The following is a 12,561-nucleotide window of genomic DNA, read 5'->3' on the forward strand; positions in this document are numbered from 1 at the left end:
GCCGCGTTTCGGCAGCGCCGCGAAGATCGCGTAATTCGCCTGAAATCCGTTCGAGAAGAACAGAGCGCTTTCCGCGCCGAAGAACTTCGCCGCGTCGGCTTCGAGGCTTTCATGTTCGGAATAGTTGCCGCGAAGGAGCCGTGACCCCCCCGCGCCGATGGCGATGCCGCGTTCGAGCGCCGCGAGCACCGCTTCTCTCAGTTCATGCGATTCCGCAAGGCCAAGATAGTCGTTGGAGGTGAAGTCGTAGCCGGACGGCAGGGTGAGCTGGCGAAGCCGCCCGCGCTCCTCCAACCGTGCCAGCGCGTCTTCATAAGGCCGCAGCATGAACCGTTTCCCGCGCGGCGCAGCTTTCGGTGCGATCCTCTGGGCTCAGCTCCATCGGCGAAAGGCCGAGCCTCGCGAAAAGATGCGCGTCCGAGCCTTCTTCCGTGTTCTCCGTCGTGAGCAGCGTATCGCCCATGAAGATCGAGTTGGCGCCCGCGAAGAAGCACAGCGCCTGCGTCTCGTCGCTCATCTCAGCGCGTCCAGCGGAAAGCCGGACCATGGAGCGCGGCATCATGATGCGCGCAAGCGCCACCGTGCGAACGAAGGCGATCGGGTCCATGGGCGGCACGTTTTCGAGCGGCGTTCCCTCGACCGGCACGAGCTGATTGATCGGCACGCTCTCGGGCGGCTGCGGCAGGTTCGCCAGCGTCACCAGCATGTCGAAGCGGTCTTCCGGCTCCTCGCCCATGCCGAGAATGCCGCCGCAGCAGATCTTGATGCCCGCCGCGCGCACGCGATCCAGCGTTTCGAGCCGGTCGGCGAAGGTGCGTGTCGTGATGATTTCCTTGTAGTACCGCTCGGACGTGTCGATGTTGTGGTTGTAATAGTCGAGGCCGACAGCGGCGAGGCGCTTCGCGTGCGCGTCGGACAGCATGCCGAGCGTCATGCAGGTTTCCATGCCGAGCGCCTTCACGCCCGTCACCATGGCGCAGATCATGTCGAGATCGCGCTCCTTGGGGCTGCGGAAGGCTGCGCCCATACAGTAGCGCGATGCGCCCGCCGCCTTCGCCTTGCGGGCCTCTTCGATGACGCGCTCGACTTCCATAAGCTTTTCGGCGGAAAGCCCGGTCTTGTGATGCGCGGATTGACTGCAATAGGCGCAATCCTCGGGGCAACCGCCCGTCTTGATCGACAGGAGGCGGCTTATCTGGACCTTGTTTGGCTCGAAATAGCGGCGGTGCAGGCTGTGGGCCTGAAAGATGAGGTCATTGAACGGCTGGTCGTAAAGTTTCTGCGCTTCTTCGCGCGTCCAATCATGCCGTTCTTCACTGGTGCGGGACACTTGAGGCGAACCCCCTTTTTTGAATTCCCGGCGTTTGTAGACCTCCTGACCGCCGCGCGCAACAAACCGGGACGACTCGCCGCGCGATCACGACGCGATCTTGACGGGGACGGTTTCGGCGAAGCGTTGCTTCGACACGCGCTTGTCGAAGACGACGCGCTTTGCTGGGAAGCGGACGGAAACTTCGGTTCCCTCGCCGGGAATGCTGTCGACCGCAAGCGTACCGCCGTGCAGTTCGGTGAGCCGAACCGCGAGCGGCAGCCCCAACCCCGCGCCTTCGTAGCGTCTCGCCAGCCCGTTCTCCACCTGCCGGAACAGCTCCAGCGCCTGTCGGATTTCGTCGCCGCTCATGCCAATGCCGGTGTCGCGGATTTTTACGCAAAGGCCGCCGTCCCATTCGGGAGTGGCTGAAATCACGATGCGGCCGCCCTTGGCCGTGAACTTGATGGCGTTCGAAAGCAGGTTGACAAGGATCTGCTTCAGCTTGCCCTTGTCGCCGCGCAGCACCACGCCGAGATTGCGGGCGGGCGCGGCAAGGAGGACGCCACCGGCAAGCGCCTGACCTTGCACATCAAGCAGGCTGCGGTGAATGAGCGTGTCGAGGTTGATTTCGTCCTCGTGCAGTTCAAGCTTGCCCGCCTCGATGCGCGTCACGTCGAGGATGTCGTTGACGATGTTCAGCAGGTGCGTGCCCGATTTGTGAACGTCGGCGGCATAGGATGCGTAGCGGTCGATGTCGTTGCCGATCATCTTATCGCGAATGATCTCCGAGAAGCCGAGGATGGCGTTCAGCGGCGTTCGCAACTCATGGCTCATATTCGCGAGGAACGCCGATTTCGCTTCGTTCGCCTGCTCGGCCCGGCTTTTGGCCGCCACGAGTTCCGCATTGGTTCGGCGGAGCTTCACGCGTTCGTTCGCCAGTTCCTCGCTGATGGAGAGCAGGGCGGCATGCTCCATCCGCACCTTATCGCTTTCGCGGTCGAGGGCGCTTTCCTGGGCGACGCGCCTGTTGATCTCCCGATTGAGCATGATCGCCATGATGAGCGGGAGACACAGCGCGGCAAGGCCGAGACCTACGAATGTAAGCTCCTGCCGACGGACGGGAGCCAAAACCTCGTCTCGGCCGACGCCGGATATGATAGTCAGCGGCAGATCTGGAAACTTGCGAAAGTGCTGGATACGAACAATACCGTCAGGCGAGCCGTTACCCATAAAAATGCCCGACGATGAAGAGTTTCCCGCGTCCTGAAGCACCTTGAGCGTTGCGGGGCTGATCGCGGGAAGGGACATGTCGAGGCCGCCCGATTTTGTGTATCGGACCAGACGCGCGCCATCGTTGCGGATGAGGCTGATGGCGGTCGTTTCGCCGAGATGGATCTTGCGGTGCAGTGTGGTGAGGAGGCTGGGCGTCAGAGATGTGACCACCACACCGGCGAATTTGCCGTTCTTTTCAAGCCGAAGCGACAGGGGGATTATGGTTCTTCCGGATAGCCTTCCGTAGATGGGCGCGCCGATATAAAGATCCGCATCGCCCTCTTTTTGTACCCGGAAATAGTCGCGATCGGCGACGCTCGTCTTCCCTCGTCCATGGGGAACGGTCGTCGAGACGACAGTTCCATCGGCATCGGTGATGGTGATGTCTATCGAAGGGGAACCGTAAACGGGCGCGGCTGACCTCGTTTTTTCGAGATCGAGCGGAGTATCGCTGCTTTCGAACCGGCGCTTTATCTCCACGGCGGCATTTGCCGCTGCCTCGAAATTCGTGCGGATCTGCTCTTCGAAGCTCGCCGATATGTTTGCGGCATCGACCCTCGCGCGCTGAAGCGCATCGTGCTGCTCATTGATGATCGCTTCTCCGACCAGCACGCAAATCGCCATCATGATCGCAAGGCTGTATGCCACAATTCGGCGCTTGGCTTTTCTTGCCGCAGCCCAACGCGACGCCTCACGCGGAGTAACGGGCAGATGGTCCCGGGAAAGCGATCTCCATATCACGAAAGAAGTCCTTAAACTTGCCATAAAATTGGGGCAAGGTGGGTAAGGTTTTCTCAGATGAGAGGTATAGATCATAAATGCAACGGTGATGAACAAAAGCAGGCGAAACACTATCGAGAAGTAAATATTATGCGTTGCTATTGAATTAAAAGATATGAATATTTGGCCGCGCCTATGATGCGCAGCACCTGTTCAATGCAAAATATGGCTTCTTGATGGGATGACCTGCGTCAGGGGCGCGTGATCTGCCGCGCCCCCGGCGAAAAGTCAGCGGATTACGCGGCGAGCTTGAGTGCGCCGGAAATCTCGGCAAGCGTCGCCTTTTCCGCGTCGCTGACCTGCACGCCGCCGATGCCCAGAAAGTTGCCGCCTTCGGAAGCCGCGTCGGCCACCTTCTGGCTGATGTGATAGAGCCATTCCTTCACCGCCGGAGCATCCTGCGGCGCTTTCGCTTCCAGGATTGAGGCGACTTCCTGAAGCGTCTCGATGGATTTCGCCTTGAGCTTCGCGGCGTCTACGTTTTCGCCGAGTCTTTCCTTCAGAGCCGCCCGCGCGTCGGTACGACCTTGCGACGTTTCAAAGTCCTCGACGATGGAGCGAATGAGTTCGTTCGGACCCCGCCGCCCTTCGATCAGAGACTGACTGGCTGCGAAGCTTTCCTTGAGCATGCCGATAATGCCGCTCGGTTCGGCGGCCGTAACCGCCAATCCCGACATCATGGCGCCATCGAGAAGGGTTTTCCATTCTTCCGGCGTGAAGTCATTTTTTGTCGCCATGTCCAGTCTCTCTCTCCTGAGCGAATAGCGGAAATCGGCAAGGCTTCTCGCCTCGGCAATTTATCTCTGGAAACGAGCGTAACAAAAACAGGCGCTGTATAAATGCACAGAAGTAGATGCGCTTAAGATTCGGTATATTTGCGCGCGACCGTCTAATTCTTCGGCGGCAAGCAGGCGAGGCATGACGTAATCAGGAGCCGCGCGCTTTATCGGTAAGCCCGGCTTCTATCGCCACTCGGATCAAGTCCGCGGTGGTCCTGACGTTGAGCCGCTTGAGCGCTCTCGCCCGATGTGCTTCGACGGTTTTCGTGCTGAGGCCAAGAATGCGCGCCACCCCCTTGTTGGGTTGGCCGGACGCCAGAAGCCCGACGACCTCCCGCTCTCTCGTTGAAAGTTGGTCCACGAGCGCCGCAGTCTGAGCCGCCCCGGCCTTCCTTGCGGGCTCCGGTCCCATCGCTGTCCCGCCAGCCCGGATGATTTCGTCCGAGATACGCCTCAAACGCAAACTTCCAGCCAGCTTCTTTTCGGCATCGTCGTGGGACGGATAGCAGTAGATCGTGTAAAGTCTCAGCTCCTGATCCCAGGAAATCAGCAACGACGATTTTTCCGCCGGTGAAGTATCGGTAACGACCGCCACCGCGGGAAGTGTCAGCTTGCCCGCCGTCCTCTTTTGAAGGGCTGCAATCCTGGAAGCCAGCCCCCTGAATGGGGGAAAGCTATCGCAAATGGCCTTTCCTACCGGAAGATAACCCGCAAGTTTCCCGGTGGAGGAGGTTATCATCTGTCCCGCATCGGCAAGGGCCAGTCCGAAACCGCTCTGTTCGAACATGGCCAACGTCGCCGCATCCGCATCGATTTCACTCATAGGGCGAGCCCTCTCGCAACGCAGTGCCGCGCGACCTCGGCGAATGCGTCAAGCACCAGATATCCCGTTTTCGCGCTGGTCCAGACAAAGTCGACGCCGATGGCCGCCGGCATCAGCGTGCTGGCGGGACTCGTCAGGAGATCGGCCTTGTTCATCACGATCTTCGCAGGTCGTCCCGGAAACTCACGCTCGAAGCCGCCCCATAGATCGACCGCGGCTTTCTGCGTCAGCGGGCGCGACACATCGGACACGATGAGCGCGCCGGTTGCCCCTTCCGAATAGATGTGGCGGTAGATATCTTGCGAATAGTCGCCGTCGATATCCCAGATAAGAAGATTGACATCGACGAGCAGGCCGGAGACCGCTGCCTTGAGTCTAAAATCGAAAATGTCGACGCCGATCGTCGCCTTGTAGCTTGAATCGAAGGTGCCAAACACAAGGCGTCTGGCCAGCGACGTTTTCCCAACCCCGACTTCGCCCAGCAGTAACAGCTTTATCGCCTGATTCGTCATGAGGCATACTCGAGATTAAGTTGTCGATTGCGCATACCACTTGGCGCGCCCTGAGGTGGAACCCTTAATAAACCCTTCATTTGATCGTTCAAGTTCAGGCGGACGGTTGACATAATCCATTGTTTTTCTGCGAAGTTCCACAAGTCTTCCCTTGCCGCCCTTAATGCCACATCTAGGGAATTATCCTTAGTCGACTTGGTGGTGACGGCATGCTTTTTAAGGCTTTCCTTTTGGGGAGCCCAGTCATGCGAAATAATACGCCGAGCGGCGTCGTGCTAGCAGAATATTTTAGCGAAGATGAATATGCACGAAAATCTGCGGTGAAGCTGGCTCGGCTGCTTTCGTTTGCTATGGCCGATTTCGAAGAGCTGGGGATGGCGGACTGGAACGAGCGAATTGAGGAGTGCATCCGCGCGCTGATGCTTAGGTACCAGCTTAGCCCCGAGGAGCTGTTTCGCGAAAGACGCGAGCCGCTCCAGTAGCCGCAGCTTCCGGCAGCCCGCCCTGCGACCGGGTGTCGCTCAGGGTTCATGTAAAGGTAAACAAACGATCTTTTTTCGACCCACGATTTTATGTGGTATTGAAGCTTATTGCTTAGATGCCGGGCAGGTGGGTGACATGCTCTCAAATACGACCGAGGCCGCCGATGACGGGTCGGCGCCAGAGATTCTGATCATTAAGGACATTATTCTCCGCGATCTCCGCCGCGCCCATGAAGCGCGGATGGCGGGGATAGAGGAGCGGCTTTCCCTCTTCGAGGAGGAGTGCCGAGCGCGGTTCCTGTCCATCGAAAAACGGATCGACAGCCTCGCGGCGGCGTCCGAGCACTCGCAAAAAGAAGCCCTTTCCGACCTCAGCAAGGCAATCGGCGACATTGCCGGCCGCTTGCGGCTTGAGCGGGGAGCGGCGGGCGATGTCGGCTAAGAACGATTACCTCGCGCTCAAGGACGTACTTTTCGGGCGGGAAAGCGCGGCGCTCGAAGACGTGCGCGCTCTCGTCGCAGCGCACGACCAGAGCATAGGCTCGCCTGAGCAACTTCGCGAAAGCGTTGCCGACGTTCTCGCGGGCGCAATGCGGTCCGCGGGCATCAAGGACCGCTCGGGCCTCGCCGTCTCGATGGCCCCGGTCATCATCGACGGCATCCGCAGCGAAATCCGCAACTCCCGCAACGAAATCGTCGATGCGCTTTATCCCATCCTCGGGCGACTGACGTCGGCCTATGTGATGAGCGCCTTCCGCGACTTCATGGAGCAGACGAACCAGCGCCTCGAAGGGGGGCTGTCAGGCCGCTTCATCTGGTTGCGGCTATATTGCCTCGTCACCGGCAAGTCTTATGCCAAAGCGCTGCTGCGGCGGCGCTCGGCATTCCGCGTGCAGGAGATCCTGCTGATCGACGCCGAAACGGGCGCGCTTGTCGACTCATGGCAGGCGCCCGATCTGGCGGTCGGGGAACCCATCGCAGACGACGGGCCGCGCGTCACCGCCATGCTCGCCGCCGTGAACAGGTTCGCGTCCGAGGCGCTCAAGGCGAAGCGCCAGTCCCTGAAGTCCATCGACCTCGGCGACTCGCAGATCTATCTGCGCATGACGGCCAAGATGCTGTTCGTGCTGCGCTGCGAGGGCTACGCGAGAGCGTCGCTGCTGGACGTTCTGGACAAGACGATCGTCAATGTCCTCGACGTCCACGAACCGCGCCTCAGTTCACCCGACCGGCACACCGCCGCGCAAGCCGCCCGCGAAACGCTGGCCGCGCTTGCGGAGAAGGTGCAGGAGACCCTGAGCCAGAGGCGGCGCAGGCCGGTGTTCGCCATCGTGCTCTATAGTACGTTCATCCTCGCCGTCCTCACCTTTGGGGGATTTCGATATTGGCAAAGCGAGCGTCTTGAAGCGATACGCGACACGGCCGCGAGCATCGCAAGGGCGTATCCGGGCTTGGCGGGCTTCCCGTTGGACGTGCGTTTCGACGGCGACGGACAATCCCTCATTTTATCGGGACTGGTGCCGAGCTACGCCGTCAAGGAGGGTGTCGAAAATCAGGTGTCGAGCCGCGTCACCGAACTGCCGGTCGTAAGTCGGCTTCTCGTCCTTCCCGAGCAACGCAAGGTCGAGGAACTTCAGAGCGCGGTCTCGGCCATCATGGACAAGCTCGCCGCCATCGAAGCGCGGATCGAGGCTGGCAATGCGAGCCTGGCCGATTTGAAGGCGCGCGTTGTGGAACAGGCCGAAACGCTAAAGACGGTGAGCGCGCAGGTGTTCTCGCCGCAGCAGCGCTTCACCGAGTGGGCGCGAAGGAACGCCATCTTCTTCGGCGACGGCACGAAATTCCGCAATCCCGACATCGCAAGCCGGAAGCTCGCGGAGCTGGCCGCCATCATAGCCAATTCCGATATTCGCCTCCTAGTCGTGGGCTTCACCGACTCGCTCGGCCAGAGCGAACGCAACCAGCAACTCGGGCAGGAGCGCGCAAAGGCTGTGGTGGACGAACTGGTCAAGCTCGGCGTCGCGGAGGACCGCCTCGCCACGGTAAGCCGCAGAACGGAAACGGTGATTACGACCGAGACGGGCGCGACGAGCAACAACCGCCGCGTGGAGTTTCAGCTGGCCCTTGAGGGCGAATGAGAGGCGGGGCCGCGACCTTTCCCCGCCCGCTCGCGCTCATGCTAGTCCTGCGCCTCGCGGATCGCGATCTTTACGGTCTCGACGTCCGACCCAACAATCATCAGCGTCACAGGCCCTTCGCCAAGCTCGAAGCGCACGCTCTTGCGCACGATCGGACATTCCCCGCGCCCAGTGAAGGCCACGGTTTCGGCCGACTTGTCGGCTTGAACAACGTCGATCCAGGCATGCTTCGAAAGCGTGATCTGATAGACGGCCTTCTTCGGCAGCGCCTTGATCGTGAGGAAGCCGGAATAGCTGTCGGCCGCAAGCGCGCCTTCCTTGATACCGGACTTCGCCGGAAGCGCTGCCTCATTCGTCCGTGGCAGCGTCAAGGCAACTGCCTTGGCAGGAAGCGCGGCTATCTCCGCGCCGGACTTCACAGCCACGGCATCCGCCGCCTGCATCCAGGCGAGTTCGGTCGCCATCGGCCAGCTAAAGCCATCGCACGGCCCATCCTCGGCAATGGCGGGGTTGCACAGTAAAAAGGCAGTCAGCGCGAAAGCTGCGGCCTTCGCGGGTTTTGTTATCGTGAAATCCATGATCCATTCCTTCATGTTTTGCGGCGGCGTGAAACCGCGCGCGAAATATCGGGGGACCGCGCGGGGTTGCGGCCCCCCGAACTCGTCAGAACTTGATGCGCATGCCAGCCGTGAAGCTGCGGCCCGGCTCCGGGAAGCCGTCAGTGAGCGCGTAGTTCTCATCTGTAAGGTTGCGCGCGGTGAGCTGGAGCGTCGCGCCGGGGCGGAACTCGTACTCAGCCGAGATGTTGGCGATGGTGTAGGCGCCGATGGTGTAATAGACGCTGCTGGAATTTGAGGTCCAACGCGTGCTCGCCATCTCGACGTTCGGCGTGAGAGTGACGCCGTCGAGCGGGCTCCACTTTACATAGGCGATGCCCTTGGCGTCGGGGACGCCAGTCAGTTCCACGCCGGATGTCGGGTTGGAAATGTTGCGCTGGATCAGCGTGACGTTGCCGCCGACCGAAAGCGTCTTCGTCAGCGGAACGTCCGCCGATCCCTCCCAGCCGTAAAATTCACCGTCGCCGATGTTCTGCGACTGACTATAGGTGCCGCCATTATATGCGATGTTCACTGACTGGATGAAATCGGTTACATCGCTATAGAAGACGGCCGTTGAGACCTGCGCGCGCCCGAACAGCTTACCCGCCCAGCCGACTTCGAAGTTCGTTGATTCCTCGGGAGCGAGCCCCGGATTCGATGTGGCGCCGCCGAAACGCGAACTGAAGCGCTCGAACAGCGTCGGGAAGCGCGTGCGGTGCGAGACGTTGGCATAAACCTTGGCGTCATCCGAGTAACGCCAGATCGCCGCGGCCTGCCAGTTCCACGCATCGCTGTCCTTCAGCGTATAGTCGAACAGGCCGTTGGCGGCAGTCCAGTCCTGCGCCTGAAGAAGATTGCGCCAATCGTAGCTCGCGCCCGTGACGAGATCCACGCGCGGGGTCACGTGGAACGTATTTTCGAGGGCGATGGAGTAAGTATCTTCCTCGCTTCGCTGCACCGGCTCTGTGCATGGTGCCGTCATGACGTAGGGATCAGTACCGAGGACGCCGCAACTCGATCCTTTGCTACTGTTCACGTAAAGCCGGTTGTATTCTTCGTGAATATCGCGGCGATAGTGGAACGCGGCCTTCAGCGTATCCCAGTTGGTGATGTCTGTGCCGGCGTCGATGCTGCCGCCGTAGCCTTCGTCCTTGTAATAGCTGCGAAAGGCGTTCGATGTCGTCTGCGTGTTCAGATACTGGTTGTCATACGCGAAAAGCCCGTTGTCGAAGGTGTTATAGAACATCTTCGTGTTGACGTATGAAGACTGACCGATGCGCGTTGTCGTATGAGAATAGACGCTGTCGAGGTTCCACCAGGGCCAATCCCAATACTTCTGGTTGTTGATGGGGTTGACGGTGTGGAATGGCGCGCCCTTCGATCCTTCCTGCTTGAGATAGCTGATCGAATATTCATCAGTCGCATTCGGCGTGATGCCCGCCTTGACGTTGATCCGCCAGTCGTTCACGTCGGAATTGTTGCGCCAGCCTCCGTCTTCGCTTGCCGAGTTCTGCGGCTTGAAGTCGTCGGAGAGCTTCCAGCCTTTCGAGTCCAGCACTGAGCCGGACGCCGTCAGGTAGTAATATTTCTGCTTCGTGCCGACATAGCCGGACGTGCGGAAGCCGCTATAGGCGCCGTCGCCCGCGAAAGTGAATGTCTGCTCGACCTCGCCTTCGAGTTCCTTCGTCGGCCGCCGCGTCACGAGATTGATGGCACCGCCGAGCCCACCGGGGCCGTCCAGCACGGAAGCGTAGCCCTTCGCGATCTGGATTTCGGCAATTTCCGCGCCCGTGAGGAAGCGCCCATAGTCGAGGCGGTTATCGGCGGGAAGATAGACGCGCACACCATCGATGGTGAGCGGCACCTGGTAGCGATCGAAGCCGCGCACGTAGAGAAGGCGTTCGTTGCGCTGGCCGCCACCGTTTGAGTCCGAGACGCCCGGAGCGAGCGCCGCCGCTTGATCGAGCGTGGGCTTCTGGAAGGTCCAGGTCTGCTCGTTGGTGACGACCGTGCCGCCCATGAGGTTGATGCCGCCGAGGCTGAAAATGCCAGCCGCCGACGAGCCGCCTGTTCCGGTGCCGCCCGCTCCCTCAGCGGCATCGGTGCCCGAAGCCTCATCCGATGGCGTTGTCTGCGTGGTTTGCGCCTCGCGACGCGCACGCGGCGCGGAAGCAGGCGTCACCGTCTTCGGCTGGAACACGACCACCGGCGGAAGCGTCGGCGTCTGATCCGCAGCGACCTGCGTTTCCTGCGCATGCGTTGAGGCTGGCAGCATCGCCCCGAACGCGACGCCGGCAGCCGCGAGTACCAGCGCTCTATGCGAAATTGCGGCACCAAGCCGACATGGAATAACGCTGCTTGCACCATACGCGCGCTCATTGTGTTCGCGCGCAGCCGATCCCGTTGCGAGCGCGCCGGCCAGCCTGCCGCGCGCCCGCTCCTTGCGGGAAATATTCATGTTTTTGCCCCTTACCCAGAATATCGATCTGGCCCACCCTCGGCGTGAACGCCGTGCCCAAGGCCAGGGAGGTATATTATCGACTATACAGCTCAGGGGAATACGGGTTGTCGCAGTTGTATACGCCGGTAAACAGCTGTGATATATTTACAGCAGGTGTACATTCCTGCCCATCGAAGAGGCGCGGCTGCCTGCTTTCAATGCGTGCAGGGGAAATTGCGGGCGAGGACGGGTGCCCTCCGAACGCGCCATCCCACGCCCGACAGGCAGACACCACGCGGCAATATCAGCGGGGCGGACCGTGGAAGATCGCTGCCAGTCGCCCGGAAATCACATTAGAATTACTCTAGTTTCAAATATAACAAATATGTTGACCTTCTGATATTTTGAAATCTAGTTTCAGGGCGGCATACAGATCTGCTGACGCAAACTCTCTCACATCACGGAGAGGCGGAGTGGATTCTTGGTAGTGCCATCGGAATCCCACGTAATTATCATCGTCCATTCAAGGTCTTCCTGAGCATTATGATTACTCTCGAAAATATCAGGGTCGGAGAAAGTGCTCGGGTCGTCGGGTTTTCATCTGGCGACCGAGGCTATCGTCAGCGCCTTCTCGCGATGGGCTTGACACCCGGTGCGACTTTCTCGGTCCAGCGCCGTGCACCGCTTGGCGATCCGATCGAAATCAAGGTGAGAAACTTCAAACTCACGCTTCGGAAAGGCGAAGCGGCCATCGTGGAAGTCGAACGCCTCTCATGAAGACCCATCACACGATTGCACTTGCCGGCAATCCCAACTGCGGCAAGACGACACTTTTCAATGTGCTGACGGGGGCAACCCAGACCATCGGCAACTGGCCGGGCGTCACGGTGGAGAAGAAGCTCGGTGCCTATCGCTGGAAAGGCGCGCGCTACGATATCATCGATCTGCCGGGGGTTTATCTTCTGGCGAATGTCGGGCGGGGCTCCGAAGACGAGCGCGTTGCGCGCGATTACATCCTGAGCGGCGAGCCCGACCTGATCGTCGACATCCTAGATGCGTCAAATCTCGAACGTAACCTTTATCTCACCACCCAGTTGCTGGAAATGGGCGTTCCGCTCATCCTCGCGCTGAACATGTCCGACCTCGCCGAAAGGGGCGGGGTGGCTATCGACGCGGCGGCGCTTGGTCAGGCGCTTGGCTGTCCGGTCGTGCCCATGGTTGCGAGCAAGCGCAGAGGCGGCGACGCTCTCAAGGCGGAAATCGCCCGTGCGGTGCAGGCGCCTCCGGCTCCGTGCGTCCGGCCGACGCAGGTTCCTGCGGTTGAAAAGGCAATCGGTGCCTTGGCACCGGCTTTGTCGGACGCTGCCACGGCTGCGGGTGTCGATCCCCGCTGGGTCGCGCTGAAGCTCATCGAAGGCGACGAT

General features: G+C 60.4%; 13 protein-coding genes. 5 read left to right on the forward strand and 8 right to left on the reverse strand.

Translation table 11 applies throughout. The features are described from left to right. The 6 genes from T281_RS12535 to T281_RS17855 all read right to left on the reverse strand — a co-directional run. Positions 1-327: aminotransferase class I/II-fold pyridoxal phosphate-dependent enzyme (locus T281_RS12535; protein ID WP_037239452.1), on the reverse strand; the 327-nt coding region annotated here is incomplete at its 3' end. Then, positions 311-1,330 carry a biotin synthase BioB gene (gene bioB / locus T281_RS12540; protein WP_037239463.1) on the reverse strand — a complete coding sequence of 340 codons (1,020 nt, stop codon included), beginning with the start codon at positions 1,328-1,330 and terminating at the stop codon, positions 311-313. The genes T281_RS12535 and bioB, both read right to left, overlap by 17 nt. Positions 1,331-1,417: 87 nt before the next feature. Further along, positions 1,418-3,232 carry a sensor histidine kinase gene (locus T281_RS17845; protein WP_162173174.1) on the reverse strand — a complete coding sequence of 605 codons (1,815 nt, stop codon included), beginning with the start codon at positions 3,230-3,232 and terminating at the stop codon, positions 1,418-1,420. A gap of 368 nt (positions 3,233-3,600) precedes the next feature. After that, on the reverse strand, positions 3,601-4,101 hold the full coding sequence (locus T281_RS12550; RefSeq protein WP_037239465.1) for a hypothetical protein: 501 nt from the start codon (positions 4,099-4,101) through the stop codon (positions 3,601-3,603). 190 nt (positions 4,102-4,291) lie between these two features. Beyond that, positions 4,292-4,966 carry a response regulator transcription factor gene (locus T281_RS17850; RefSeq protein ID WP_052037450.1) on the reverse strand — a complete coding sequence of 225 codons (675 nt, stop codon included), beginning with the start codon at positions 4,964-4,966 and terminating at the stop codon, positions 4,292-4,294. Beyond that, positions 4,963-5,478, reverse strand: coding sequence for a Rab family GTPase (locus tag T281_RS17855; RefSeq protein ID WP_052037451.1), 516 nt, complete (start codon positions 5,476-5,478; stop codon positions 4,963-4,965). Before T281_RS17855 ends, T281_RS17850 begins: the two co-directional genes overlap by 4 nt. Before the next feature lie 245 nt (positions 5,479-5,723). On the opposite strand from T281_RS17855, the gene T281_RS12565 reads away from it, so the two are divergent. The 3 genes from T281_RS12565 to T281_RS12575 all read left to right on the forward strand — a co-directional run bounded on the left by T281_RS12565 (position 5,724) and on the right by T281_RS12575 (position 8,098). Then, positions 5,724-5,960, forward strand: coding sequence for a hypothetical protein (locus tag T281_RS12565; RefSeq protein ID WP_155955230.1), 237 nt, complete (start codon positions 5,724-5,726; stop codon positions 5,958-5,960). A gap of 136 nt (positions 5,961-6,096) precedes the next feature. Continuing rightward, complete coding sequence (locus T281_RS12570; protein WP_013421006.1) at positions 6,097-6,402, forward strand: hypothetical protein; 306 nt, start codon at positions 6,097-6,099, stop codon at positions 6,400-6,402. Continuing rightward, positions 6,392-8,098: an OmpA family protein gene (locus T281_RS12575; protein WP_037239471.1), complete on the forward strand. Its 1,707-nt coding sequence runs from the start codon at positions 6,392-6,394 to the stop codon at positions 8,096-8,098. The genes T281_RS12570 and T281_RS12575 overlap by 11 nt, the downstream gene beginning before the upstream one ends. A 41-nt stretch (positions 8,099-8,139) precedes the next feature. Here T281_RS12575 and T281_RS12580 read toward each other — a convergent pair whose 3' ends face one another. Both T281_RS12580 and T281_RS12585 read right to left on the reverse strand, forming a co-directional pair. Beyond that, entirely contained in the window at positions 8,140-8,676 is a 537-nt protein-coding gene (locus T281_RS12580) for a hypothetical protein (RefSeq protein ID WP_155955231.1), read from the reverse strand. A gap of 85 nt (positions 8,677-8,761) precedes the next feature. Beyond that, positions 8,762-11,155 (reverse strand): TonB-dependent receptor plug domain-containing protein, encoded by a 2,394-nt coding sequence (locus tag T281_RS12585; protein WP_037239474.1) that lies wholly within the window; start codon positions 11,153-11,155, stop codon positions 8,762-8,764. Between the two features lie 525 nt (positions 11,156-11,680). On the opposite strand from T281_RS12585, the gene T281_RS12590 reads away from it, so the two are divergent. Continuing rightward, complete coding sequence (locus T281_RS12590) at positions 11,681-11,914, forward strand: FeoA family protein (protein ID WP_081796784.1); 234 nt, start codon at positions 11,681-11,683, stop codon at positions 11,912-11,914. Beyond that, the coding region (locus tag T281_RS12595) for a FeoB small GTPase domain-containing protein (RefSeq protein ID WP_037239478.1) at positions 11,911-12,561 on the forward strand (651 nt) is incomplete at its 3' end. The genes T281_RS12590 and T281_RS12595, both read left to right, overlap by 4 nt.

The sequence above is a fragment of the Rhodomicrobium udaipurense JA643 genome, from assembly GCF_000636015.1.
Taxonomy (GTDB): domain Bacteria; phylum Pseudomonadota; class Alphaproteobacteria; order Rhizobiales; family Rhodomicrobiaceae; genus Rhodomicrobium; species Rhodomicrobium udaipurense.

Coding starts and splice junctions, on each gene's coding strand:
- T281_RS12550 (WP_037239465.1), bottom strand. CDS start 4,101: ATGGCGACAAAAAATGACTTCACGCCGGAAGAATGGAAAACCCTTCTC.
- T281_RS12590 (WP_081796784.1), top strand. CDS start 11,681: ATGATTACTCTCGAAAATATCAGGGTCGGAGAAAGTGCTCGGGTCGTC.
- T281_RS12570 (WP_013421006.1), top strand. CDS start 6,097: ATGCTCTCAAATACGACCGAGGCCGCCGATGACGGGTCGGCGCCAGAG.
- T281_RS12580 (WP_155955231.1), bottom strand. CDS start 8,676: ATGGATTTCACGATAACAAAACCCGCGAAGGCCGCAGCTTTCGCGCTG.
- T281_RS12585 (WP_037239474.1), bottom strand. CDS start 11,155: ATGAATATTTCCCGCAAGGAGCGGGCGCGCGGCAGGCTGGCCGGCGCG.
- T281_RS17855 (WP_052037451.1), bottom strand. CDS start 5,478: ATGACGAATCAGGCGATAAAGCTGTTACTGCTGGGCGAAGTCGGGGTT.
- T281_RS12565 (WP_155955230.1), top strand. CDS start 5,724: ATGCGAAATAATACGCCGAGCGGCGTCGTGCTAGCAGAATATTTTAGC.
- T281_RS12575 (WP_037239471.1), top strand. CDS start 6,392: ATGTCGGCTAAGAACGATTACCTCGCGCTCAAGGACGTACTTTTCGGG.
- T281_RS17850 (WP_052037450.1), bottom strand. CDS start 4,966: ATGAGTGAAATCGATGCGGATGCGGCGACGTTGGCCATGTTCGAACAG.